Here is a 24532-nt window from a genome sequence, read left to right as displayed (position 1 = left end):
ATGAGTCCAGAACAGCTTTCCCTTTTCGGTGCCCCTGCCGCGCCTGCCCCCAAAAAACGGGCCGAGAAAGAGGCTGCGGAAAAAATCGTCGCGCCGTCTGCCGCATCCGCAGCCCCGGCGCCTGTGGATCCTTTGAGCCTGCCCGAACCGCCAAAGGACAGGCCCCAGGAGCGGATGGCCTGGCTGACGACCATCCTGGAGCACCACAATTATCTGTATCATACGCTGGACAAGCCGGTCATCAGCGACGACCAGTACGATGTCCTGTTCCGGGAGCTGAAGGCGCTGGAGGAAGATCACCCGCAATGGCGCAGTCCCCATTCGCCCACGCTGCGCGTAGGGGGCGGTTTGCTGGGCGGTCTGCCCAAACAGCGCCACCGTCAGCGCATGTACGGCCTGGACAACGTCTTTTCCGCTGAGGAGTGGCAGGAATTCGTGGCCCGCATGCAGCGCACCCTGCCCGAAGCGCCGCTGGCCTTCTGGTGTGATCCCAAGCTGGATGGTCTTGCCCTGGAGATCATCTATGAGGATGGCGTCCTGCAACAGGCGTTGACCCGCGGTGACGGGGAAGAGGGAGAAGTGGTCACCGAGGCTGTGCGTACCATCCGTACGGTCCCCCTGCGGCTGCGCGGGGCCGGTCCCTTCCCGGAACGGCTGGAGGTGCGCGGCGAGGTGGTCATCTACAAAAAGGATTTTGCCGCCATCAACGAGCGCCGGGAATCCTTGGGCCAAAAGCTTTTGGCCAATCCGCGCAATGCCGCTGCCGGGGCCCTGCGCCAGCTGGATGTGGCCAACACCCAGCAGATGCCCCTGCGATTCCTGGCCTACAGTCTGGGCGAGGCCCGCTGGGGACAGGCGGAACCCTGTCATTTTCAGCACGAGCTGGCGACCCGGCTGCGCGATTACGGCTTTTTGACGCCGCCCGACGGCAAACTCTGCGCCGATCCGGCTGCTGTGGAAGCCTATGTGGAAAGCGTGCGTCAGGGCAGGGCGGATTTTCCCATGGAGATCGACGGTGCCGTGGCCAAGCAGGATGATCTGGAGGCACAGGCGGCCCTGGGCTTCACGGCCCGCGCGCCGCGCTTCGCCATCGCTTTCAAGTTCCCGGCCATGCAGGTGCATACCCGTCTGACCGGTATCGAGATCCAGGTGGGACGTACCGGTGTCCTGACCCCTGTGGCCCAGCTGGAGCCGGTGGCCGTAGGCGGGGTCATGGTCACCCGCGCCACTCTGCATAATGAAGACGAGATCCTGGCCAAGGACGTGCGGGTAGGGGATACGGTCATCGTGCAGCGGGCAGGCGATGTCATCCCCGAAGTGGTGGGCCCGGTGCTGGAGGAACGCCCCTCGGGTGCAAGGCCGTTCGAATTCCCGCATATCTGCCCCGTCTGCGGCGAGCCGGCCCACCGGGAACCCGGTGAAGCGGCCTGGCGTTGCGGTAATATCTCCTGTCCGGCAGTGCGCTTGCGCTCCATCTGTCACTTCGTGTCCAAGGCCGGTCTGGATGTACAGGGTGTGGGGCAGAAGTGGATAGAGCAGCTGGTCAGCAGCGGGCATGTCACCAGCCCGGAACAGCTGTTCCGGCTCACAGTGCAGGATCTGCTGCCCTTCGACCGTATGGGCGACGTGCTGGCCCGCAAGATCGTGGATGCTTTCGACGATGCCCGCCACAATGCCACGCTGGCCCGCCTCATCAGTGCCCTGGGCATCCGCCATGTGGGCGAGCAGACCGCCCGCATGCTGGCTGCGCATTTTCACGATATGGATGCCCTGGCGGCCGCCGATACCCAGCGCCTGCTGGAGCTGCCGGATGTGGGGCCCGAGGTGGCCAGCTCCATCCGCAGCTTTTTTGAAAGCCCGGCCAACCAGCATATGCTGGCCGGATTGCGCGAGGCAGGCCTGTGGCCCGTGGCTGCGGCAGAGCCTGTCGAGGCAGCCGGGGAGGGTGGTCCCTTGCAGGGGAAGAACATCCTCTTCACCGGCACCCTTTCCATGGCGCGGGGCAAGGCCAAACAGCTGGCCGAGACGGCCGGCGCCGTAGTGCTGGGCAGTGTGAGCAAAAAACTGGATATCCTTGTGGTGGGCGAAAATCCGGGCAGCAAACTGGAAAAAGCCCAAAGCCTGGGGATCACCGTCCTTGATGAAGCAGCTTTCTTGAATCTGCTCGCTGACAGGATGGACGCATAACTTTCAACAGAACAGGACAGGTGAAGCAATGAGCACGCCGATCATCGTCATGGGTGCCAATGGCCGTATGGGCCGGACCATCTGCACGCTGGTGCAGGAAGACCCCGCCTTCACGCTTGCGGGCGTGGTGGAACGCAGCGAATTTGCTGCCGGTCTGGCCGCGTTGTCGTGCCCGGTGAGCCAGAATGTGGAAGAGCTGCTGCAAAGTCTGGACGGCAAAGCTGTCGTCGTCGATTTCACCGCTCCCGAGGTCAGTCTGGCCACGGCCCGCAGTGTGGCCAAGTTCGGTGCCGCTCATGTGATCGGCACCACCGGCTTCACCAATGAACAAAAGCAGGAACTGGCGAAGCTGGCCGAAAGCTGCCGCATGTTCTGGGCGCCCAATATGAGCATCGGCGTCAATGTCCTGCTCAAGGTCCTGCCCGAACTGACCCGCGCCCTCGGGGAAAAGTACGATATCGAGATGGTGGAGCTGCACCATAACCGTAAAAAGGACTCCCCCAGCGGTACGGCCCTGCGTCTGGGCGAATGCCTGGCCGAAGCCCGGGGCTGGGATCTGGACGACGTCCGCTGTTCCGCCCGTGACGGCATCATCGGTGAGCGTCCCAAGGCGCAGATCGGCATCCAGGCCATTCGCGGCGGGGATGTGGTCGGTGTTCACACGGTCTACTTCATGGGCCCCGGCGAGCGCATCGAAGTGACGCATCAGGCCCACTCGCGCGAGACCTTCGCTCAGGGAGCCCTGCGGGCCGCTGCCTGGCTGTGCGGACAGCAGCCGGGACGCCTGTACGGAATGCAAGACATTTTCTAGAAAATGTCTTGAATTTTGACGGGGCCTGCGGTAGGCTTCCTGTAAACAACGCAGGAAAATGGCGTCGCAGACGCCTACGGGGGCCCCATGCCACAGGTAGCAGCACGCATCAACGACGAGCAGGAACGCTGGCTCAAGGATTACTTTCGTACCAAGAGCGCCGGAGCTGAATTCATCCTGCCTTGGGCCGTGGATACGTTTTTCCGCGCCATGGCCAACATCAAGCAGATGTTCACCGCAGGCGAACTGAAAACCATCGTGGAAGCGCATAAGGATACGCGCCTGCTGCCTGACCACACGCGTTTGTCCTATCTGCTGCTGCGGGTCAGTGATGCCTGTGAGCTGAACAACCTGCACACCCGGCATGGCGCCAGCCGCTCCAGCCTGGAAAGCAAGCTCAAAAGTCTGGACGACACCCAGGCGACGGCCCTTATGGTCTGGGCATCCGCCTTCTGGGTGAGCCGGAACTGTTCCGCCGGCAGCCTGGACGAATACATCAGCGCTTACTAACAAGGACGCCCTGCGCAAGCAGGGCGTTTCTTTTATGTTTTTTCTTCATTACCGGGCCTTCACAGGCCTTTTTTTCGGCCTTATAACTGAAAAAGACCCGCCACATGGCGGTCATTTTTTCTCCACTGCCGTATCCGGCATCAAACCGGCCTTCATCTCATGCGCGTACTTCATACATCGGACTGGCATCTTGGCCGCTCGCTTTTCGGCCAGAAACGCTACGAGGAATTTTCGGCTTTCCTGGACTGGCTTGCCCGTACTTTGCAGGAAAAAGAAGTGGATGTCTTGGTCGTTTCCGGGGACATCTTCGATAGCGGCACGCCCAGCAACAGGGCCCAGCGCCTGTATTATGATTTTTTGCGGCAGGTCTATCTTTCCTCCTGCCGACATGTGGTCATCACTGCAGGCAACCATGATTCGCCGTCCATGCTGGGGGCTTCGCGCGAGATCCTGCAGGTGCTGGATGTCCATGTAGTGGGCAATCTGCCCGAAGATCCCGCGGAAGAAATCAAAGTCCTGCGCGATGCCCAGGGCAAGGTAGCGCTCATCGTCTGTGCCGTTCCCTTCCTGCGCGATGCCGACATGCGTCTGGTGGAAGAAGGGGAGAGCAGCGGCGACAAGGAAAGCAAGATGCAGGAAGCCATCCGCCGGCACTACGCGCAGGTCCTGGAAGAGGCGGCGGCGCTGCGGGACCGTCTGGCACCTGACGTCCCCCTGCTCTGTATGGGCCATCTGTTCACTGCCGGAGGCCAGACCGTTGATGGCGATGGCGTGCGTGATCTCTATGTGGGCTCGCTGGCGCATGTCCCGGCGTCCATCTTCCCGCCGTGCATCGATTATCTGGCTCTGGGCCATCTGCATGTGCCGCAGCGGGTAGGAGGCATGGAGCATATGCGCTACAGCGGCTCGCCCCTGCCCATGGGCTTTGGTGAGGCCTCGCAGCCCAAAAGCGTCTGCCTGGTAGATTTTACCGGGCGCTCGGCCCGTGTGGAGCTGCTGCCTGTACCGGAATTTCAGAAGCTGGAGCGCGTGAGCGGCTCCATGTGCGAGATACTCGGCCGCCTGGCAACACTGCGGGACAGCGACAGTTCCGCCTGGCTGGAAGTTGTCTATACCGGCGATGATCTCGAGGGCAGCCTGCGCCAGCAGGTAGAGACGGCTGTGGCCGGGAGCGGGCTGCGCGTCCTGAAGATCCGCAATGCACGTCTGCTGGACAGCCAGCCAAGCCTGGACGATACGGGCAGGAACCTTGAAGAGCTGAGCGAGACGGAAGTTTTTTCGCGCTGCCTTGCAGCCCGGAAGATAGAAGGCGCCCAGGCCGACTTGCTCATGCGCCTGTACGGCGAGATCCTCACCGCCATGCACGAAACCGACAGTAACGCCGAATAGGGGCCGCCATGCGTATCCAGAACATACGTTTCCAGAACCTCAATTCCCTGACCGGCATCTGGGAGATAGACCTCACCAGGCCGGCTTTCGTATCCGCCGGTATCTTTGCCATCACCGGCCCCACGGGTGCCGGCAAAACGACCATCCTGGACGCCATCTGTCTGGCCCTGTACGGGCGGACGCCGCGGCTCAAGACCCTGAGCGACAGCGAGAACGAGATCATGTCCCGCCAGACCGGGGAATGCATGGCGGAGGTGGTCTTCCAAATCGCCTCCGGGCGTCGTTACCGTTGCCACTGGAGCCAGCGGCGGGCCAGAAAATCCCCGGAAGGCAGGCTCCAGGCGGCACGGCACGAGATCGCGGATGCGGACAGCGGCCAGATCATCTGTGCCCAGAAAAGGGATATGGCCAGAGTGGTCACCGAGATCACCGGCCTGGACTTCGACCGTTTCACCCGTTCCATGATGCTGGCGCAGGGCGGTTTTTCGGCCTTTCTGGATGCTTCGGCCGACAGCCGGGCGCCCATCCTTGAAAGCATCACCGGCACGGAAAAATATAGCCGTATCTCCATGCTGGTGCATGAACGGCACCGGCAGGAAAAGCTCCTGCTGGAGGACATGCGCAAGGAACTGGCCGGCAAGCCCCTGCTGCCTGCGGACGAAGAGCAGGCCCTGCGGCAGCAGCTGTCCCGGCTGGAAGAGCAGGGCCGTCAGTCCAGGAGCCAGGCGCAGCAGCTGCAGCAAGCTTTGCAGTGGTTGCAGGGGCTCGATACGGCCCGGAGCCAGCTGGCCCAGGTAGAAGCGGAAGAAGAAAAATTGTCCCTCCGGGAACAGGCATTCCGTCCGCAGGCTTTGCAGCTGGAGCAGGCCCAGCGGGCTGCCCGGCTGGAAGGCAGCTATTCTGCCTTGCTGCAGTTGCGCCACCAGCAAAGTCTGCTGACAGAGCAGCGGCAGAACCACGCTACGGAGCTGCCCCGTTTGCAGGCAAAATTGCAGGAAGCCCGGCACAAGCAGGAGGAGTACGCCCGTCAGCTTGAACAGGCCAAAGCGGAGCAGACCCGCCAGACGCCGTTGCTGCATCAGGTCCGGGCCCTCGACATCCAGCTGGAAAGCTCGGAAAAGGAAGTGCGCCGCGTCCTGCTGGAAGTGCGCCAGCAGGAGCAGGCCCTTGCCTCCTTGAAGGCCCGTCGCGACAGTCGGCGGCAGGCTCTCGACGACCTCCTCCGGGAGCAGGCCGCCGTGGAGAACTGGCTGGGGAGCCATGCGGCAGATGCCGGACTGGTAGAGCAGCTGAGCGGCATCGAGGCCGGTATCCAGCGGGTGCATGACCTTGAGCAGAAGCAGCAGCAACGGAATATGGCCCTGCAACAGATCAGCCAGCAGCTGGAGAATGGAAAAGCCCGGCTGTCGGAACGTCTCCGTCGTCAGGAAGTCGCCGCTGCCGAACTGGCGCAGCTAGAGAGCCGGCGGCAGCAATTGCTTGAAGAAAAAAGAAAGCTTCTGGAGGGCCGTTCCCTGCTCCAGTGGCAAGAGGAATACAACGGTATCCAGAAAAAGATCCTGCTGTTACAAGCTGTTGAAAAATCTCTGAAAGATGTTTTCCTGTACCATACCGAGGTGCGGCGCTGGCGGCAGAAGTTGCAGCAGTGGCAGGAACAGCACCAGCAAAGCAAGGCTCTTCTGGAACAGCAGCAAGCTTTGCGGGATGCATTGGAGATCTCGCTGGCGAGCCTGGAACGTGAACGTATGTTGGCCCTGCGTATCGCCAGCCTGGAACAGCATCGTGCTTCTCTTGAGGAAGGACATGCCTGCCCGCTGTGCGGCTCTCTGGAACACCCCTACCTCCTGCAGGGCCTGCCGGCTTCCGACAACTGGCAACAGGTGGAAGATGTTCGCCGGCGCTTCACGGTGACGGATCAGCAGTGTGCCGCCTTGCGGGAACGTCTGACGGGCCTGGAGCAAAGTCTGCTCGTTGGAATGGAGAATGCCCGGTCGCTTCAGGACAAACTCCAGGAAACGCAGAATGATCTTGCCCAGCTGACAGAGAAGGCCGGGTTGCCTTCCCTGCTGCGGGAATCTCCGGAAAATGCCGTCACGTTCGTGCGGGAACAGCAGGGCAGGATGGACGAATTCCTTCGGGAGCTCTATCAGCGGATCTCCACAGCAGACAAGCTCGAGAAGGCCTGCCAGATGCTGGAAAGCAATCTTCCCCGCCTGCAGGAACAAAAGGCGATGCTGGATCAGGCCGTCGAACGGCTCAAGCATGAGCTGGACATGGCCACTGCCGAACAGCAGCGAGTACGGCAGGAAGCCGGGCAATTGCGACAAGAGGGAGAGCAGGGGAAACAGGCGCTTGATACGATGCTGGCTGCCTACGGTCTCGGCACAACCGATACCGAACTCTTGTCCATCTTGTCTGTCTTGAAGGCCCGCCGTGCGGAATGGGAACGCCGGACGGCAGAGATGACGCGCCTGACCGCTTCGCGGCAGGAGCTCGAGCTGTCGGCAGGCCAGCATGATCAGGAAGTAAAATCACAACAGGCTCATCTGGAGTCACAGCAACGGGAAGCCCGTGAGAGGGAAGGGCAGTGGAAAAAGCTGCACGAGCAGCGTCTGGCGCTGTTTGCTGAAAAAGATGTCCAGGAAGTCGAAGCCGATCTGGCCCAGGCCGTGTCACGGGATGAACAGCGGCTTGCCGATCAGACCGCCGCAGTCAGCAGGATGTCGGATGTCGTCACCATGACGGAATCCGCCATCAGAGAAAAAGATGCCTTGCTGGCCAGCATAGCCGAACAGAGCGTGCATGCCGGGCAGGCCTTTGCACAGGGCTTGGAGCAAGAAGCCTTCGCCGATGAGCGGAGCTTTTTGCAAGCCTGCCTGCCCGCAGAGGAACGGGAAAGCCTGGAGCGTCTGTCACAGGAACTGCACGCAGCCCGCATGGAACTGGCAGGGCGGGGCAGGGCGGCCAAGGAACATCTGGGCACCGAGACCGCGAAGGCCCTGACGACAAAGAACAGGGAAGAGCTGGGGCAGGAGCTGGCAGTACTGGAGCAGCATCAGGCAGCGTTGCAGCAGGAACAGGGCTCCTGCCTGCAACGACTGGCGGACAATGAGCGTTTGCGGCAGGAGCAGCATGTACTCGTGGAGCGCATCGAGCAGCAGGAACGTGTGTTCGAACAGTGGTCCGCGTTGCAGGAGCTGATAGGTTCCGCTGACGGGAAAAAATTCCGGAACATCGTCCAGCAGATGAATCTTGAGTTGATGGTCGCCCATGCCAACCGCCAACTGGTCAAAATGACTGACCGTTATTTGCTGGAAGTGGGCAACGGGACGCTGGAGCTCAATATTCGCGACAATTACCAGGCCGGGGAGCTGCGCAGTACCAAGAATCTTTCCGGTGGAGAAAGCTTCCTTGTCAGCCTGGCCCTAGCCCTGGGGCTCTCCCAGATGGCCAGCCGTACTACCCGGGTCGATTCACTGTTCCTTGATGAAGGTTTCGGCACGCTGGATGAGGATGCCCTGGATACGGCACTGAGTACCCTGGCCAGCCTGCAGCAGCGAGGGAAACTCATCGGTATCATTTCCCATGTGCAGGGATTGAAGGAGCGGGTCTCCACTCAGATAGAAGTCCTTCCCATCGGAGGGGGCAGAAGCCGCATCCTTGGTCCCGGGTGCCGAAGCAAAACAGATCTTGATAATTGATAATCGCTCTTGCTTATAGCAATAAAAATGACGAAACTCCAGAAAACGGCCTAAAATCGATTTTAAGCCGTTTTCTGGAGTTTATGATTATTTGGTCGAAAAAAAATTTTTAAGGGCTTAAAATCAAAATTTGAGCTATGTGTTTTTGAGAATGGTTCCGAAAAATTTGATTCCTACAGCGCGTGCGATATGGATACCGGACATATACGGTCGGCCTGCCCTTTTAAATCCCTTTTTCTTAAAGTTCTACATTAACTTTTTGCAAGAATTGTTTTCTCTGCCATCCTGTCAGAGAGCATCGTCCAAAAATTGTCCACCTGTCCAAAAATTAGCCATATCCTGTGCCGGAATTGCTGCCAGCATCTTTGTTGTTTTCTGGCGGTGAATGCGCTATACAAGGGGACTTCACAGGAAATTATTTGTTTAAGGAGCAAATATACCATGACTGACGAAAAAAATCTGTCCACCTTCGAAGAAGGCAGCGAAGACTTCGCCGCCATGTTCGCGGCCCAGGAAGCCGGCACTGTGCGCCTGCAGCCTGGTCAGAAAGTGACGGGCACCATCATCACCATCACCGGTGACTCTGTCTTTGTGGATGTGGGCATCAAGCTGGATGGTATCATGGACCGCAAGGACATCCTCGATGCCGAAGGCAACGAAAGCGTTGCCCCCGGTGACAGCATCGAAGTCTATGTTGTGGGTACCTCCGCTGGTGAGATCCGTCTGTCCCGCTCCATGAGTGGCGCCGGTATGGCCGCCCTGGAAGACGCCCGCGACGCCGGTGTGCCCGTGGATGGCCGCGTGACCGGTACCTGCAAGGGCGGTTACACTGTCAGCGTGATGGGCAAGAATGCCTTCTGTCCCGGCAGCCAGATGGACAGCGTGAGCGTGGCTGACGCCGAAGCTCTGGTGGGCCGCACCATGCAGTTCCTCATCATCCGTGTGGAAAACCGCGGCCGCAACATCGTGGTTTCCCGCCGTGCCCTGCTGGATCGCGAACGTCAGGAAAACCTGGAAAAGGTCCTGGCTTCCCTCAATGTGGGCGATACCGTGGAAGGCCGCATCACCCGTCTGGCCTCCTTTGGTGCCTTCATGGAACTGGCCCCCGGTGTGGAAGGCATGATCCATCTTTCCGAACTCTCCTGGTCCCGCGTGAACAGCGCTGACGAAGCTGTGGCCGTGGGCGACATGGTGCGCGCCAAGCTGCTGTCCGTCAGCAAGGACGACAAGGGCCGCACCCGCATCTCCCTGTCCCGCAAGAAGGCTGAAGGCGATCCCTGGCTGCAGGCCGCTGACCGTCTGGCCGCCAGTACCGTGGTGGAAGGCAAGGTCGTGCGCATCGCTCCCTTCGGTGCCTTCGTGGAACTGCTGCCCGGCGTGGAAGGCCTGGTGCACCTTTCCGAAATGTCCTGGACCAAGCGAGTGAACAAGGCCGAGGACGTGGTGAACGTGGGCGACGTGATCTCCGTCAAGATCAAGGAGATCAATGTGGAAAGCCGCCGTATCTCCCTGAGCCTGCGTGACGCCGAAGGCGATCCCTGGCAGGATGCCGACCAGCGTTTCGCTGCCGGTACCGTGGTGACCGGTACGGTGGAAAGCCGCAGCCAGTTCGGCCTGTTTGTGAGCCTGGCTCCCGGCATCACCGGTCTGCTGCCCGCCGGCGTCATCAAGAACGCCAAGAACAGCGGTGAATTCTCCAAGCTGGACAAGGGCGACAGCGTGACCCTGGTCGTGCAGTCCGTGGATACCACTGCCCGCCGTATCAGCCTGGCCCCCGAAGGCATGGAAGAAGCTTCCGCCGCCGAAGACAAATCCTGGAAACAGCACACCAGTTCCGCTCCCAAGGATGCCGGTATGAGCATCATGGCACAGGCTTTGCAGAAGGCTCTGCAAAACAAACGCTAAGGAGTGTGCCCTGTATGAGGATTAAACACTTTCTCCCTGCCGTGCTGACTCTTGTCCTGTTCACGGCAGCGCAATTCGCCCAGGCGGCCAGCCTTCCTGAGTTCAGTGAACTGGCTGCCAAATGCGGCCCGGCTGTCGTCAACATCAGTGCGGAGCGGACCTCCCCGGCTGCGGCCGGTCCTGAGGAATTCTTCGGCGAGATGTTCCGTGGCATGCCGCCGGGAGCGGACCGCTTCTTCGAATTCTTCGGCGGTCCCAATGCGCGCGGAAAGCGTCCTCCGCAAAAACAGATGTCGCGTGGTTCCGGTTTCATCATCTCGCCTGACGGCTACATCGTGACCAACTATCACGTGGTGGCCGATGGCGACAGCATCCAGGTGACGCTGGACGAAAGCAATGGCAAGACTGCCCCTCTGACGGCCACGGTCGTGGGGACGGACGAAGATACTGACCTGGCTCTGCTCAAGGTCGAGGCCAAAAAGGATCTGCCTTTCCTCAAGTTCGGTGATTCCGACGCCCTGCTGGTAGGGGAATGGCTGCTGGCCATCGGCAATCCTTTTGCTCTGGACCACACGGTCACGGCCGGCATCCTTTCGGCCAAAAACCGTAATATCCATGCCGGTCCGTTTGACAACTTCCTGCAGACGGATGCCTCCATCAACCCCGGCAACAGCGGTGGTCCGCTGCTGAACATGAAGGGTGAGGTCATCGGCATCAACACGGCCATCATCGCCAGCGGGCAGGGGATCGGCTTTGCCATCCCCAGCAACATGGCGGCTGGCATCGTGGAGCAGATCAAGAGCGGCAAAAAGGTCAGCCGCGGCTGGATCGGTGTGACCATCCAGGATGTGGATGAAAATACGGCCAAGGCCCTTGGCATGGAACATCCTTCCGGTGCCCTGGTGGCCAGTGTCCTGGACGATGAACCGGCGGCCAAGGCCGGCATCGAAGCCGGTGACGTCATCACCAAGGTCAACGGCAAGAGCGTGGAAGACGCCTCGGCCCTGCTGCGAGCCATTGCGGCCCACAAGCCCGGCACTTCGGTGACCCTGGACGTGTGGCGCAACGGTAAGGCCGTGACCATGGATGTGACGCTGGGCGATCGCCAGACCGGCGTCAACAGCGGCAAGCCTTCCGAAGCCGGCCAGAAGCAGCAGAATCAGGGCCAGCTCGGCCTGACGGTGCGTCCCATCAAGGATGAGGAACGCCGCGAACTGAAGTTGGAAGGCAAGGGTGGCCTGCTGGTCCTGGATGTGGATCCCAGCAAGCCTGCTGCCGAAGCCGGTGTTCGCCCCGGTGATGTCATCGTCAAGGCCAACCGTCAGGCGGTGTCTTCGCCCGAAGACCTGTCAAAGATCGTGGCAGGCGAGGGCAGCAAGCGAGGCGCCGTCATGCTGCAGATCAACCGTCGTGGTGAGAACATCTTCCGCGCGGTTCCTGTCAGCAGCGGAAAATAATCCGGATATGCAATCGAGAGAGGGGGGCTTCAAGCCCCCCTCTTTTTTTATGGGCTTTAGCCTGTTGAGCGCCTGACAGGCGCGAAACAAAAAACCACCCGCTATGCGGGTGGAGACAATACGTTATACACACAAAAACATCTTTCCGCTACGATGAAGTTGTTCAAGCCCATCGCAACATTAACGGAAAGGTGTTTTTGTTATGGGAACCAAGGCTCATAGCCTAGCGCATACGAAATGGTTGTGCAAGTATCATATCGTCTTTACTCCAAAATATAGAAGAAAAATAATCTTCGCACAGCTCCGTGAAAGTATAAAAGAAATTCTGCAATGCCTCTGCAAATATAAAGGGGTTGAGATTCTGGAAGGGCATCTGATGCCGGATCATGTCCACATGCTGGTGTCCATTCCTCCTAAAATCAGTGTGGCAAATTTCATGGGCTACCTGAAAGGGAAAAGTTCGTTGATGATATTCGATAAGCACGCAAACCTTAAATATAAGTTTGGCAACAGAAAATTTTGGGCCGAAGGATATTATGTCAGTACGGTGGGGCTTAATGAGGCAACGATCAAAAAATATATCCAGGATCAGGAACGTCACGACATTATGAGAGACAAGCTGACATCACGCGAATATCAAGACCCCTTTAAGGGGTAGCCAAGGCGGCAAGGGCACTGGGCTTGAACAGCGTGAAAGCCAGCGTCTTTAGGCGCAGCCGGTAACAGGCCCTTACAGGGCCAGAGCAAACCACCCGCTTTGCGGGTGGTTCTGATTTGCCCGGGGCTTGCGGGCCGACAGGGTAAACGATAGAAAGGGGCAGGAGGATACATCATGGCAGTACATCCCCATGCCGGCAAACTGCCGGCGCCCGAGACTCTGGAGAATATCCCCGCGCTCGTCAGTGCCTACTATACGGAATCGCCTGACCCGCATCAGGCCGCACAACGTGTGTCTTTTGGAACGTCCGGGCATCGTGGTTCTTCGTTGAAGCAGACCTTCAACGAACGCCACATCCACGCCATCACCCAGGCCGTCTGTGATTACCGCAAACAACACGGCATCACCGGTCCGCTGTTCATGGGCGGAGATACGCATGCCCTGTCGGAACCGGCCTTTCGCAGTGCGCTTGAAGTCCTGACGGCCAATGATGTGCAGGTCCGCATCTCCCACGACGGTTCCGCCACAGCGACCCCTGCGGTCTCCCATGCCATCCTGTGCTGGAACAGCGAGCACGGCGCTCAGGCTCTGGCTGACGGCATCATCATCACGCCGTCTCACAACCCTCCGGCTGACGGTGGTTTCAAATACAATCCGCCGCATGGCGGCCCGGCCGAAACAGCGGTAACCGCCTGGATCGAAAAGCAGGCCAATATCTATCTTGATCACCTCAATTGTGACGTCCATCGCCTGCCGTACAGCAGTGCCCGACGGTCTTCGCTGGTGCAGGGCTATGATTTTACCGCCCGCTATGTGGAAGACCTGCCGCGCATCCTGGATATGGACAGCATCGCGGCTTCCGGTATTTCCCTGGGGGTCGATCCTCTGGGGGGAGCCAGCCTTTCCCTATGGGAGCCCATAGCCGAGCGCTACAAACTGCGCCTGACCGTGGTCAACAAAGTCATCGACCCCACATTCCGTTTTGTTCCCTGTGACAAGGACGGCAAGATCAGGATGGACTGCTCTTCGCCGTATGTCATGAGTGGCCTGCTCGATATGCGCGACCGCTTCGACCTGGCCTTTGCCTGTGATCCGGACTCGGATCGTCACGGCATCGTGGCTAAAAGCGGTTTGATGAATCCCAACCATTATCTGGCCACCGTTGCCTGGCATCTATTCCGCAGCCGCTTCCAGTGGCAGGCCGATGCCGGAATCGGTAAGACTCTGGTGACCAGCGCCATGCTGGACAGGGTAGGCCAGGAGCTGGGACGCAAGGTCATCGAAGTCCCGGTCGGTTTCAAGTGGTTCGTGCCCTATCTGACAGACGGCAGCTGCGGCATGGGCTGTGAGGAAAGTGCCGGCGCCTCCTTCCTCTGCTTTGACGGCAGCCCCTGGAGCACCGACAAGGATGGTCCCTTGCTCTGCCTGCTGGCAGCGGAAATGGCCGCACGCGAAGAGCGCGGGCCGGACGAGATCTATCGCAGCCTGACGGAACAGTTCGGCGCTCCGCTGTACCAACGCCAGGATGCTCCGGCCGACGATCACGTGCGGGCCTGCCTCAAATCATTGAAGGCAGAGGATGTCCAGATGCGGACAGTAGCGGGATCCCCGGTCACTGAGATCCTGACGACAGCCCCGGGGAACGGAGCTGCCATTGGCGGGGTCAAGGTCTGCAGCCGGAACGGCTGGTTCGCCATCCGGCCTTCCGGGACGGAGGCTATCTGCAAGGTCTATGCGGAAAGCTTCCTTGGAGAGCAGCATTTGCATGCCCTGCATGAAGAAGCCCAGGCCTTGCTGCAGCGCTTGCTGGCCTGAGCAAATAAGCAAATTTGAACCATAAAAAAAGGACGCCGTCAGGCGTCCTTTTTCATACTTCATCCCATGTGCGTGGGCTATTGGGTATCTGCCATCCGGGACAGAACGTCCCTGTGCTCACTCACCATATAAAGTTTTCCTTAAGCTGCTGATATCAGGCCAGCACACTCTCCAGGTCAAATCCCCTTATGAGCGCCGGATCTCCGCAGCCTGGAGCAGGGCAGCGGTCTCTGCGGCTGACAAAAAACGGCACTCTCCCACAGGAAGATCGCCAAGGCCAAGGGGGCCGAGACGGATGCGCTTCAGGCGCAGGATGGTCAAGCCAAGATCCCGACACATGCGGCGGATCTGGCGGTTGACCCCCTGATGCAGTACCATCCGCAACCGCGTATGCCCATTGGCCTGCAAGCGGCTTTCCACTTCGACTGGGCGCAAATGCTCTCCCTCTGCCAATGTCATGCCACGGCGCATGGTTGCCAGCGCGGCAGCCGGGACAGTTCCCCGCACAAGGACATCGTAGGTCTTTGGCTGATGATGCCGGGGATGCATCAGGCGCTGTGCCAGCTCGCCATCATTGGTCAGCAGCAATAGCCCCTCAGAAAAATAGTCAAGCCTTCCAACTGGATAGACTCTATTTCGCCGCATCTCCGCTGTCAGACAATCCAAAACTGTAGGACGCCCCTGCGGATCGTGTGCCGTACACATGACCTGGATGGGCTTGTGCAGCATGATATAGGAAAAAGAGACGGGCAGAGCCGCCAGTTGCTGACCTTCGACCTGGATGAGGTCAGCAGGAAGGATGCGCCTGCCGGGAGAACGTTCCACCACCCCGTTGACCTGGACAGCTCCGGCAAAAATAAGCTCATCGGCCTTGCGGCGAGAGCAATAGCCGGAAGCTGCGATGAACTTGTTGAGCCGGGTCCCGTCCTGCAGATCTTCCTCTAGCCCAGATAGAGAAGAGCTATTGTTCCGTGGAGCAGGGGAGGAATGACTATTTTGGGGCGATCTGAGGGCAAGCTGATTGGAACGACGCTGGGGGCGTCCATCGCGGCTGCGGAAAAAAGAGGATTTGGCGTGCATGCCTTAGAGGTGTGGCAAAAAAGCAGCCATGTCAAGCGTACGGGGGAATGCCATAGACGGCAGAGTCAGACGCCAGAAAAATTCAGGTACATGCTGACTGGCCCAAGACTATTCTTAAAGTGCAGCTTGAGCAAAAATATATGGCGAAAAATTTTCTGTCTGATCCTGGAGAGAGGAGTGCCTTCTCCGTCGTCTCATGGATAAAAGTTTACATAATTATCATTATGAGACATTTATAATAGTTAATACTTACACATGGTTATCATGCATTTTACGAATAAGGGGTTTTCATACCGAAAGCCTTTTTCCTCACCATGGGCTCTGCTGCTTTGAAGGTCGCAGCAGAGATTCCCATATGGGAAATGGAAAAATGGACGCTGAGATTTGAAGCTGCCTCATGTCCCACACCTAGTTTTCATGTCCCATATGTGATCGGTTCCCCAAAATCGTGAATGCCCCGTATGATGCTTGCAAACCGCCTCTTTGGCATCTAGTAATCGATACTAATAACTATATGGATCATCCGGATGCGCCTTGCCCCAGCTACCAGAAGCCTTCTGGAAATGCTCACTGTGGCTCCCCGGCGAAAAATCTTCCTGCCAGGCCGATCCAGGCCTTTGTCCTGCGCCGGCGATGACGCATCCACGGGCTACCTGACTCAAATATCCACTGCGTATATTATATAATGTTGCATCTGCCCTGCCCCACGGAAATCCACAGGCTTCGGGCTTGCAAGAATCTGCCGCACTGCGTACAAGAATGACACGCCTCCTGGCGCATATCACAGAAAGGAGCCAGTATGGGTTTTTGTAATGCTTCGTGCAGCTTTACCCGTTTCAGGATCATCGACCCCATCCCTTCGGAACTTTGGACGCAGATCCCCGACAAGCTGCGCCAGTTCGCCTTCCGGGACATCGACGACCTGCCCGAGATGCAGGCCTATGGCTGGGTATGCTTCGAGGATATGCTGGACTCCGAATGGCGGACGGCCCCGCCGCACAAAGGTGCCTATCTGCTCTTCTCCCTGCGTCTGGATACCCGGCGCATCCCGGCCGCTGTCATCAAAAAGCATCTGACCCTGGCACTGAAGGCCGAAAAGGAAAAAATGCAGGAACAGGGCAAAAAGTTCATTTCCCGTGAGCGCAAGAAGGAACTCAAGGAACAGGTCCTGCTTCGCCTGCGGCAGCGCTTCCTGCCCATCCCGGCCGAGTTCAATGTCATCTGGGCAACGGATCGTAATGAGGTCTGGTTTGCCTCCACCCAGGGGAAGATGATCGATCTGTTCATGGAGGCATTCCTCAACTCCTTCGAACTGCATCTTGAGCAGATCACCCCGTACAGCCTGGCCGAGACCATGCTCGACGAAGCGGCCATGAGCCGTCTGGATCGTATCGAAGCCACACAGTTCGCCGCCCTTTCCTGATTCACGAGGTCATCCCATGAGTGATACACCCTGTCTGGATTCTACGGACAACATTCTTGGCCAGGAGTTCCTTACCTGGCTGTGGTACCAGAGTGATGTGGCGCCCGGGGCCTTTGTGGACAAGGAAGGCCAGCCCTTCTCTGTCTCCATGGAACAGCGTATCGTCGTCCAGGGCGGCGAAGGGGACGCCAAAGAAACGGCGACCGTTGCCGGGACGCTCTCCCCTCTTCGCGAGGCCCGTTTCGGCCTTGGCACGGGGAAAAAAGTCACCCGCGCCCTCATCCGGCTTGAAAAGGAAGAATTGGCCTTCCAGTTCACCCTCAAGGCCGAAGACTTCACTCTGGGCAGCCTGAAGACTCCCAAGGTGGAAAAGCCTGAAGAGGATGACGACCCGGACGCCATGCTGCTGGAAAAGATCTACCTGATGGAAGTCTGCCTCGGCCTGCTGGACAGCCTGTATGCCCGCTTCCTCCAGCTGCGCCTTTCGCCGCAATGGCAGCAGGAGGTGGCCGACATGCGGCAGTGGATGACCCGGACGGAATAATAACGGAGGATATGCGTGCAGGCGGTCTGTTCATCCCGCAATGCGGCCCTGCTGCAGCTGACGTTGCGCATCGTGCGCAAACTGCTGTGGATGCTGCTGGTCTTATGGGGGATCACCCTCATCAGCTTTTGGGTCATCCATCTCGCGCCCGGTTCGCCCACCGATATGGAAACGACCCTCAATCCTCTGGCCGGTGAGGCGGCCCGCCAGCGGCTGGAGGCCCTGTACGGCCTGGACAAACCCCTGCATGTACAATATCTGGACTGGCTCTCACGCCTGGTACGTCTGGATTTCGGCCTGTCCATGTCAGCGGACGGGCGGCCCGTGCTGGACAAGATCATGGAGCGCCTGCCCCTGACCGTGGGCATGAACGTCATCTCCCTGATTCTGACGCTCATCATCGCCATCCCCATCGGCATCCTTTCGGCCTGCCGCCAGAATTCCCTTCTGGATCGGGGCGTGACGGTCTTCGTCTACCTCGGTTTTGCCATGCCCTCGTTCTGGCTGGCATTGCTGCTGATGCTGTTTTTCGGTATCCATCTGCAATGGCTGCCTATTTCCGGCCTGACGTCCATGAATTTCGACAGTCTCGGCCCTGTGGACAAGGTACTTGATCTGGCACAGCATCTGGCATTGCCGATCCTGGTCTATACCATCGGCAGCCTGGCGGGCATGTCCCGCTACATGCGGGCCTGCATGCTCGAGGTCCTGCGGCAGGACTACATCCTGACAGCCCAGGCCAAAGGCTTGTCCCCCCGCACGATCATCTGGCGCCATGCCCTGCGCAATGCCCTGCTCCCGGTCATTACCCTGCTGGGCCTCTCGGTACCCGGGCTCATCGGCGGCAGCGTCATCATCGAGTCCATCTTCGCCCTGCCGGGGCTGGGGCAATTGTTCTATGCCGCGGTCATGGCCCGCGACTACACCATGATCATGGGCAACCTGGTCCTGGGGGCCGTGCTGACCCTGCTGGGGAACCTGCTGGCGGATGTCTGCTACGGCCTGGCCGATCCGCGTATCCGCAGCAGCCGGGAGGTTCACTGATATGTGTGGTCCCTTGCTGCGTCGCTTTCTCGGCCGCCATCTCATGCTCTGCCTGGGGCTGGGCATCGTGCTGGTCATGTCTCTGGCAGCGCTGTGCGCTCCCCTGCTCGCGCCCTATGATCCCAATGCCCTGCATCTGGATCATATTCTGGAGCCGCCGTCCTCCATGTTCTGGCTGGGTACGGACCGTCTGGGGCGGGACGTTTTTTCCCGGCTGCTCTACGGCGGACAGATCTCGTTGTGGGTCGGCTTTGTCGCTGTGGGCATTTCCGTCAGCATCGGGACGGGGCTGGGCCTGATCAGCGGCTATTTCGGCGGTCTGGTGGATGAAGGGATCATGCGCGGTGTGGACATCATGCTCTGCTTTCCCTCGTTTTTCCTGATCCTTTCGGTCATCGCCTTTCTGGAACCGAGTCTGACCAACATCATGATCGTCATCGGCCTGACCTCATGGATGGGGGTCGCCCGTCTGGTCCGTGCCGAGACCCTGAGCCTGCGCCAGCGGGATTTCGTATCGGCGGCGCGTCTGTCCGGCTGCTCTACCTGCCGGATATTGCTGCGCCACATCCTGCCCAACACGCTGGCCCCGGTGCTCATTTCCGCCACGCTAGGCGTGGCCGGCGCCATCCTGGTGGAATCGGGGCTCAGTTTCCTCGGGCTTGGTGTCCAGCCGCCCACGGCCAGCTGGGGGAACATGCTCATGGAAGGCAAGACCGTCCTGGAAGATGCCCCCTGGCTTTCCTTTTATCCGGGTGTCGCCATCCTGGTGACCGTGCTGGGCTACAACCTGCTGGGCGAAAGCCTGCGTGACCTCCTTGATCCCCGTCTCAAAAAATAGGTCCTATCCATGCTGGAATATTTGCGTATCCGCAACCTCGCTCTCATCGAAGACGCCGAACTCGACTTTGCCCCGGGCATGAACGTGCTCACCGGCGAAACAGGGGCAGGCAAAAGCTTTATCCTCAAAGCCCTGGGCTTTCTGCTGGGCGACAGGCTGGGCGCCGATATGGTACGGCAGGGAGCGGAAAAGGCCCAGGTCGAAGCACAGTTCCAGATGGACGGACGGGAGATCGTCATCCGGCGCAGCCTGCTGGCCGAGAGCGGCCGCAGCCGCCTGTACGTTGATGATGCCCTGCGCTCCCAGGAATGCGTGCGTTCCCTGCGGGAACAGCTGCTGGCCCATGCCAGCCAGCACGGACAGCAGCAGTTGCTGCAGCCTGCCTTCCAGGCCCGGCTCATGGAAAGCACCTTGAAGGATCCCGACCTGTTGCGCCGGCGTGACGAGCTGCTGGAGCAGCTGCGCTCCGTGGAAGCCCGCCGCAAGGAGCTGCGGGCCCGGGAGGCCCACCTTCTGGAACGCCGGGACATTCTGGAGATGCAGCAGCAGGAGATCGACAGGGTCGCCCCTGAAGCCGGGGAAGAAGAACGTCTTGAAGAGCAGCGGGCCATCGTCCGTGCCGCCGAACAGACCCGCGAGCAGTATGAGCTGGCGCTAGGCTTGCTGCATGGTGAGGAAGAACCCGGCCTGCTCGATATGCTGGGGCGGCTGGAACGCTGCCTGCACCAGATGGCGCGGACAGACGACTCCGTCAGCGAAGATGCCGATGCCGTCACGGCCCTGCGTCAGCAGCTTTCCCATCTGAGCGGCCGTTTGCGCCGTCCTCCCCTGCCGGAAGACATGCCCGATGTGGAACAGATGGAGGAGCGGCTCTACGCTTTGGCCCAGCTCAAGCGCAAACTGCACCGTTCGCTGGACGAGATCCTGGAGCTGCGCGAAGAGATCCGTGAAAACATCTCCTTCCTCGATGCCTGCGCGCTGGACATCACCCTGCTGGACAAGGAAGAAAAGCAGCTGGCCGCCCAGCTGCAGGAGGTGCTTTCCGCCCTGCTCCCCCAGCGTCGCGAAGCTGCCGCGGACTTTGCCCGACAACTGGAAGAAGAACTGCGCCAGCTGGGATTCTCCGAACAGGTCCGGGTCATCCCCGATTTCATGCCGCAGGAAGTCTGGCCCGGCCTCATGGATGAAAAAGTGCGTATCCTCTGGGCCCCCAACCCCGGGCAGTCTCCCCAGCCTCTGGACCGGATCGCTTCGGGCGGCGAGCTTTCCCGCTTCCTGCTCGCCCTGATGAGCGTCCGCCCCAAAGCGGAAAGTGCGACCTACATCTTTGACGAAGTGGATGCCGGCGTGGGCGGTCTTACATTAAACAAGCTTGCGGAAAAGCTGGAAAATCTTGCAAAGCAGCGGCAAATGCTGGTCATCACGCACTGGCCGCAGCTGGCAGCCCGGGCACAAAAGCATTTCCAGATCAGCAAGACCATTCGGGACAATGCCACGTTCACGACCTGCGTCCCGCTCGATGCCCGCCAGCGCCATGCGGAACTGGTGCGCATGGCAGGGGGAGGCCAGCAGGGCGAAGCCCTGGCGGCCAGCCTTGAAGGGCGCAGTTATCAGCTGACGATGTTCTAAACGCTCGATTCTTAAAGTATCGCTTTAATCTTCAAACACGCTCTCACCTCAGTCGCTGGAGCTTCCGGCGCATTTGTCCGGCGCATGCGCGTGTCGTGCCGTGCGCATGGAAACACGCCGGCTGTGCGTACGGTACAACGACATGGACAGCAAAAGGGCTCTTTCCCCACAGGGAAGGAGCCCTTTTTTCATCAGAGCTGCTCTAAAGGTTTGTTTCAGGCAGCGCTGCCCTGCGTTCCCTGGGGGGTGCCCGGCATGCTGCGCACCGGCAGGACAGCCCGCACGATATTCTCCAGGCCATCGACCGCCGCTTCCAGCTTGCCGGAATTGTCGATGCGTACGAGCCGCTCCAGGGCAGCGGCAGGCAATGGTGCCAGCGCGCGATGCAAACGTTCTTCCAGGTCTTTGCCCTGCTCTCTTCCCCGGGCCAGCAGGCGTTGCCGCAGGATGGCCGGCTCCACCTCCACCAGCACGGGAAGAAGATCAGGATAGCGCCGCAGGGCTTCCGGCAGATATTCCCGAGAACCGTTGACAATCACGCAGATGCCGTACTCCAGACTGCCGTCGATGGAGCGGCCGATGCCGTACTGGCAGCCGTGGCTGCTCCAGCGCATGGCCAGACGCCCCTGAGCTTCCATGGAAAGGATGCTCCCGGCGGAAAGGGCCATATGCTGTTCTCCCCCGGCGCAGGCAGGACGGCTGATGTAGCGCCGGGCAAAGGCTACCGGCAGGCCGCGCAACCGGGGCCGCAGGGCCGACAACAGGCTGTCCTTGCCGGATCCCGACGGTCCCATGACATAGATGAGTGTGCCGCGCATCAGTACACCTGCACGCCCTGACGCCAGACATTGCGGACCACCGGCATGTCGTCCATATGGTGGACGCGGACCATATCCGCACGGCGTCCGCTATCGATGCGGCCGCGGTCATCCAGCCCCACGCTTTCGGCCGGATTGGCGCTGACCAGATTGACGGCTGCGGGCAGGGGCATGATCTCCTTGGCGGCCAGCTCAAAGACCGCGGCCAGCAGGCTGGCGGGCACATAGTCGGAGGACAGGGCCCCCAGATGCCCTTCTTTGGCCACGTCCAGAGCCGAGGCATTGCCGGAATGGGACCCGCCGCGCACGACATTGGGGGCCCCCATCATGACCAGCATCCCGTTTTCCGAGGCGCAGCAGGCAGCCTCCGTGGTGGTGGGGAACTCGCTGATGGAGATGCCGTTGCTCAGGGCCTCTTCCACATGTTCCACCAGCGTATCGTCATGGCTGGCCATGGGCAGATGGCGCTGACGGCAAAATTCCATGACCGAGGCGGCATTGTCGTTGGCGCAGCTGTCCCGCACCTCTTCCAGCTCGTGCATCATGGCCGTGAACTCTTCATCGGTCCAGGACTTGATATTGCTGTAATAGGTCCGGTAGGCCGTGGTATCACGCCACTGGCGCTGCCCGGGCGTATGGTCCATCAGGGAGACCAGCTTCAGGCAGGGCGTGTCCGACAGGGGGAAGAACAGGTCCCGCATGCGGGGATCGGCCACTTCACAGCGCAGATGCAGCAGGTGGTCGGCACGCAGCATGCCCGACTGGCGGCAATGGTTCAGGGCATCCACACCGCGGCCCAGCATGGCGATGCGCCCCTTGTCGTGGTATTCGCCCACGGACAGGGCATCGAACACGGTGGTGATACCGGCCGCCACGATCTGGGCATCATGGGCGAAAAAAGCGGGTTCCGCCTGCGGCCAGACAACTTTGGGACGGGGCACCAGATGCTTTTCCAGATTGTCGGTGTGCAGTTCCACAAAACCGGGCAGCAGATAGTCACCTTCGCAGTCGATGCATTCCAGGGCGGTAGTGGGCTGAATGTCGCCTTCGTCCACATCGGCAACCAGGCCGTCACGCACCAGCACATGGCCATGCATCACGGTGGTGGGCGTCACCACCCGGGCGTTACGCAACACATATTCTTTCATGGATGATCTCCGATTATGCTTCTGTGATCGTTTGTTCTTGCGGATCGGCGAGGTTACGGCCTGTCCATGGGGACGATCCTGTCCGCCACGGCATTGCGGGCCACATCATCATGGAAGATGCCCACGATGGCACTGCCCCGCTGCCTGGCCTCATGGATGAGGTCGATGACCACCTGCCGGTTGATGCCGTCCAGAGAGGCGGTGGGTTCGTCCAGCAACAGCAGGGGCATGGGCCGGATGAGCCCGCGCGCGATATTCACACGCTGCTGCTCCCCGCCGGAGAAGGTAGCCGGGGCCACATGCCAGAGGCGTTCGGGCAGGTTGAGGCGGGTCAGCATCTTCTGCGCGGCATCAAGGGCCGTCTCACGGTCTTCACCGGCATCCAGCAAAGGTTCGGCCACCAGATCCAGGGCACTCACACGCGGGATGACACGGAGGAACTGGCTGACATAACCGATGCATTCCCGGCGCACACGGCTGATGGCGCGCGTGGAAGCCGTGGCCATATCCGTCTCGCAGTCTTCGCAGCGGACGATCACCTGCCCGGAACTGGGCAGATAGTTACCGTACAGGGTCTTGAGCAGAGTCGACTTCCCGGCCCCGGAAGGCCCGTGCAGGGCCACACATTCTCCGGCACGCACGTCAAAATTGACGTCCTGCAGCGCCTGGATGCGGATGCCGCCCTGCTGGTGCAGGACAAAGGTTTTGCACAGGTGACGCACCTCCACCACAGGAGCGTCGCCGGCAGGATGGTTGAACTGATGCATGTGAACGCTCCTTGTCAGCACTGCAGGATGGAAGAGACCAGCAACTGGGAATAGGGGTGCTGCGGATCGTCCAGTACCTGATCCGTCAGACCGGTCTCCGCCACTTCACCGTGGTACATGACGATCAGACGGTGCGAGAGCAGCCGGGCCACCGCCAGATCGTGGGTCACGAGCACCACGGCCAGTCCCATGTCGCGCACCAGATGGCGCAGCAGGTCCAGCAGGCGGGCCTGGACAGACACGTCCAGACCGCCGGTAGGTTCGTCCATGAAGACGAGGCGCGGCGTGGTCACCAGATTGCGGGCGATCTGCAGACGCTGCTGCATGCCGCCGGAATACTGGGACGGCGTATCGTCCACACGCTGCACGGGGATCTCCACCCGTTCCAGCCAGTCCAGAGCCGTGGCCCGCAGGTTCCCGTAATGCCGGGCTCCGTTGGCCATGAGCCGCTCGCCGATATTGGCGCCGGCGCTGACCGACATGCGCAGGCCGTCGCGGGGATGCTGGTGGACGAAGCCCAGTTCGGTACGCAGCAGACGGCGGCGTTGGGCTTCATCCAGGCTGTGGATATCCAGTACCTTGCCGTCAGCTGCCGTGTAGTGGACATGCCCGGCGGAAGGTTCCAGACGGCCGGAAAGCATGTTCAGCAGCGTGCTCTTGCCGGAGCCGGATTCGCCCACGATGCCGAGGACTTCCCCGGGCCACAGATCCAGTGAAACGTCCTTGCAGCCGATGCGGCTGCCGTAACGCCGCGTCAGCTGGCGGGCGGAAAGGACGGGATCAAGATTGGTATCCAAGAGGCTCACGG

At 60.1% G+C, this 24532-nt stretch carries 20 protein-coding genes; 14 read left to right on the top strand and 6 right to left on the bottom strand.

The genetic code is table 11. From position 1 onward, the window contains the following. The 3 genes from ligA to Q4I12_RS10825 all read left to right on the top strand — a co-directional run bounded on the left by ligA (position 1) and on the right by Q4I12_RS10825 (position 3508). Positions 1 to 2187: an NAD-dependent DNA ligase LigA gene (gene ligA, locus Q4I12_RS10835; protein WP_302261554.1), complete on the top strand. Its 2187-nt coding sequence runs from the start codon at positions 1 to 3 to the stop codon at positions 2185 to 2187. A 28-nt stretch (positions 2188 to 2215) separates the two neighbouring features. Continuing rightward, complete coding sequence (gene dapB / locus Q4I12_RS10830) at positions 2216 to 2998, top strand: 4-hydroxy-tetrahydrodipicolinate reductase (protein WP_204625892.1); 783 nt, start codon at positions 2216 to 2218, stop codon at positions 2996 to 2998. 87 nt (positions 2999 to 3085) lie between these two features. Next, complete coding sequence (locus Q4I12_RS10825) at positions 3086 to 3508, top strand: hypothetical protein (protein WP_204625891.1); 423 nt, start codon at positions 3086 to 3088, stop codon at positions 3506 to 3508. Here the strand turns inward: Q4I12_RS10825 and Q4I12_RS10820 are convergent. After that, positions 3495 to 3623, bottom strand: coding sequence for a hypothetical protein (locus Q4I12_RS10820; protein ID WP_302261553.1), 129 nt, complete (start codon positions 3621 to 3623; stop codon positions 3495 to 3497). The genes Q4I12_RS10825 and Q4I12_RS10820 overlap by 14 nt on opposite strands. Positions 3624 to 3667: 44 nt before the next feature. Here Q4I12_RS10820 and Q4I12_RS10815 point away from each other — a divergent pair, with 44 nt between their 5' ends. From Q4I12_RS10815 to pgm, 6 genes are all read left to right on the top strand, one after another. Continuing rightward, positions 3668 to 4897, top strand: a complete 1230-nt coding sequence (locus tag Q4I12_RS10815) for an exonuclease SbcCD subunit D C-terminal domain-containing protein (RefSeq protein ID WP_300705653.1) — start codon at positions 3668 to 3670, stop codon at positions 4895 to 4897. 8 nt (positions 4898 to 4905) lie between these two features. Continuing rightward, positions 4906 to 8598, top strand: a complete 3693-nt coding sequence (locus Q4I12_RS10810; RefSeq protein WP_302261552.1) for an AAA family ATPase — start codon at positions 4906 to 4908, stop codon at positions 8596 to 8598. Positions 8599 to 9039: 441 nt separating this feature from the next. After that, the gene (locus Q4I12_RS10805; protein ID WP_302261551.1) at positions 9040 to 10503 is read left to right on the top strand and encodes a 30S ribosomal protein S1; all 1464 of its coding nucleotides are present in this window, start codon (positions 9040 to 9042) and stop codon (positions 10501 to 10503) included. Positions 10504 to 10517: 14 nt separating this feature from the next. Then, the gene (locus Q4I12_RS10800; protein ID WP_168935738.1) at positions 10518 to 11960 is read left to right on the top strand and encodes a DegQ family serine endoprotease; all 1443 of its coding nucleotides are present in this window, start codon (positions 10518 to 10520) and stop codon (positions 11958 to 11960) included. A 202-nt stretch (positions 11961 to 12162) separates the two neighbouring features. After that, positions 12163 to 12618, top strand: a complete 456-nt coding sequence (gene tnpA, locus Q4I12_RS10795; RefSeq protein ID WP_072333439.1) for an IS200/IS605 family transposase — start codon at positions 12163 to 12165, stop codon at positions 12616 to 12618. Positions 12619 to 12792: 174 nt separating this feature from the next. Further along, complete coding sequence (pgm, locus tag Q4I12_RS10790) at positions 12793 to 14433, top strand: phosphoglucomutase (alpha-D-glucose-1,6-bisphosphate-dependent) (protein WP_302261550.1); 1641 nt, start codon at positions 12793 to 12795, stop codon at positions 14431 to 14433. Positions 14434 to 14619: 186 nt separating this feature from the next. Here the strand turns inward: pgm and Q4I12_RS10785 are convergent, their stop codons facing one another. Continuing rightward, on the bottom strand, positions 14620 to 15513 hold the full coding sequence (locus tag Q4I12_RS10785) for a pseudouridine synthase (RefSeq protein WP_302261549.1): 894 nt from the start codon (positions 15511 to 15513) through the stop codon (positions 14620 to 14622). Positions 15514 to 16312: 799 nt separating this feature from the next. Between Q4I12_RS10785 and rdgC the strand changes: the two genes are divergently transcribed. The 5 genes from rdgC to Q4I12_RS10760 are packed head-to-tail and all read left to right on the top strand — an operon-like array spanning position 16313 to position 20991. Next, positions 16313 to 16936 (top strand): recombination-associated protein RdgC, encoded by a 624-nt coding sequence (gene rdgC, locus Q4I12_RS10780; protein WP_204625658.1) that lies wholly within the window; start codon positions 16313 to 16315, stop codon positions 16934 to 16936. Between the two features lie 16 nt (positions 16937 to 16952). Continuing rightward, on the top strand, positions 16953 to 17480 hold the full coding sequence (locus Q4I12_RS10775; protein WP_072332943.1) for a hypothetical protein: 528 nt from the start codon (positions 16953 to 16955) through the stop codon (positions 17478 to 17480). A 15-nt stretch (positions 17481 to 17495) separates the two neighbouring features. Continuing rightward, positions 17496 to 18524, top strand: a complete 1029-nt coding sequence (locus Q4I12_RS10770) for an ABC transporter permease (protein ID WP_302261548.1) — start codon at positions 17496 to 17498, stop codon at positions 18522 to 18524. 1 nt (position 18525) lies between these two features. After that, positions 18526 to 19362: an ABC transporter permease gene (locus Q4I12_RS10765; protein ID WP_040369298.1), complete on the top strand. Its 837-nt coding sequence runs from the start codon at positions 18526 to 18528 to the stop codon at positions 19360 to 19362. 9 nt (positions 19363 to 19371) lie between these two features. Then, on the top strand, positions 19372 to 20991 hold the full coding sequence (locus Q4I12_RS10760; protein WP_302261547.1) for a DNA repair protein RecN: 1620 nt from the start codon (positions 19372 to 19374) through the stop codon (positions 20989 to 20991). A gap of 215 nt (positions 20992 to 21206) precedes the next feature. On the opposite strand, the gene phnN is transcribed toward Q4I12_RS10760, so the two are convergent. From phnN to phnK, 4 genes are read right to left on the bottom strand one after another with little or no spacing between them, the layout of a single operon-like run. Further along, the gene (gene phnN / locus Q4I12_RS10755) at positions 21207 to 21809 is read right to left on the bottom strand and encodes a phosphonate metabolism protein/1,5-bisphosphokinase (PRPP-forming) PhnN (RefSeq protein ID WP_302261546.1); all 603 of its coding nucleotides are present in this window, start codon (positions 21807 to 21809) and stop codon (positions 21207 to 21209) included. Beyond that, complete coding sequence (locus Q4I12_RS10750; protein WP_302261545.1) at positions 21809 to 22957, bottom strand: alpha-D-ribose 1-methylphosphonate 5-triphosphate diphosphatase; 1149 nt, start codon at positions 22955 to 22957, stop codon at positions 21809 to 21811. The genes phnN and Q4I12_RS10750 overlap by 1 nt, the downstream gene beginning before the upstream one ends. A gap of 53 nt (positions 22958 to 23010) precedes the next feature. Further along, positions 23011 to 23724, bottom strand: coding sequence for a phosphonate C-P lyase system protein PhnL (phnL, locus tag Q4I12_RS10745; protein ID WP_204625654.1), 714 nt, complete (start codon positions 23722 to 23724; stop codon positions 23011 to 23013). A gap of 14 nt (positions 23725 to 23738) precedes the next feature. Beyond that, positions 23739 to 24530: a phosphonate C-P lyase system protein PhnK gene (gene phnK / locus Q4I12_RS10740; protein ID WP_204625653.1), complete on the bottom strand. Its 792-nt coding sequence runs from the start codon at positions 24528 to 24530 to the stop codon at positions 23739 to 23741. Positions 24531 to 24532: the final 2 nt, after the last annotated feature.

Origin of the sequence: Desulfovibrio piger (assembly GCF_951793255.1) — a bacterium.
GTDB lineage: Bacteria > Desulfobacterota > Desulfovibrionia > Desulfovibrionales > Desulfovibrionaceae > Desulfovibrio.
The sequence above is the reverse complement of the archived record's forward strand: the minus strand, read 5'-3'. Positions and strand labels throughout refer to the sequence as shown.

Bases quoted from the DNA above. Each gene is read 5' to 3' on its own strand.
- tnpA (WP_072333439.1), top strand. From the start codon at position 12,163: ATGGGAACCAAGGCTCATAGCCTAGCGCATACGAAATGGTTGTGCAAG.
- rdgC (WP_204625658.1), top strand. From the start codon at position 16,313: ATGGGTTTTTGTAATGCTTCGTGCAGCTTTACCCGTTTCAGGATCATC.
- Q4I12_RS10810 (WP_302261552.1), top strand. From the start codon at position 4,906: ATGCGTATCCAGAACATACGTTTCCAGAACCTCAATTCCCTGACCGGC.
- Q4I12_RS10805 (WP_302261551.1), top strand. From the start codon at position 9,040: ATGACTGACGAAAAAAATCTGTCCACCTTCGAAGAAGGCAGCGAAGAC.
- phnL (WP_204625654.1), bottom strand. From the start codon at position 23,724: ATGCATCAGTTCAACCATCCTGCCGGCGACGCTCCTGTGGTGGAGGTG.
- ligA (WP_302261554.1), top strand. From the start codon at position 1: ATGAGTCCAGAACAGCTTTCCCTTTTCGGTGCCCCTGCCGCGCCTGCC.
- Q4I12_RS10825 (WP_204625891.1), top strand. From the start codon at position 3,086: ATGCCACAGGTAGCAGCACGCATCAACGACGAGCAGGAACGCTGGCTC.
- Q4I12_RS10820 (WP_302261553.1), bottom strand. From the start codon at position 3,623: ATGACCGCCATGTGGCGGGTCTTTTTCAGTTATAAGGCCGAAAAAAAG.
- Q4I12_RS10760 (WP_302261547.1), top strand. From the start codon at position 19,372: ATGCTGGAATATTTGCGTATCCGCAACCTCGCTCTCATCGAAGACGCC.
- phnN (WP_302261546.1), bottom strand. From the start codon at position 21,809: ATGCGCGGCACACTCATCTATGTCATGGGACCGTCGGGATCCGGCAAG.
- dapB (WP_204625892.1), top strand. From the start codon at position 2,216: ATGAGCACGCCGATCATCGTCATGGGTGCCAATGGCCGTATGGGCCGG.
- Q4I12_RS10775 (WP_072332943.1), top strand. From the start codon at position 16,953: ATGAGTGATACACCCTGTCTGGATTCTACGGACAACATTCTTGGCCAG.
- Q4I12_RS10800 (WP_168935738.1), top strand. From the start codon at position 10,518: ATGAGGATTAAACACTTTCTCCCTGCCGTGCTGACTCTTGTCCTGTTC.
- Q4I12_RS10750 (WP_302261545.1), bottom strand. From the start codon at position 22,957: ATGAAAGAATATGTGTTGCGTAACGCCCGGGTGGTGACGCCCACCACC.
- Q4I12_RS10785 (WP_302261549.1), bottom strand. From the start codon at position 15,513: ATGCACGCCAAATCCTCTTTTTTCCGCAGCCGCGATGGACGCCCCCAG.
- Q4I12_RS10765 (WP_040369298.1), top strand. From the start codon at position 18,526: ATGTGTGGTCCCTTGCTGCGTCGCTTTCTCGGCCGCCATCTCATGCTC.
- pgm (WP_302261550.1), top strand. From the start codon at position 12,793: ATGGCAGTACATCCCCATGCCGGCAAACTGCCGGCGCCCGAGACTCTG.
- Q4I12_RS10815 (WP_300705653.1), top strand. From the start codon at position 3,668: ATGCGCGTACTTCATACATCGGACTGGCATCTTGGCCGCTCGCTTTTC.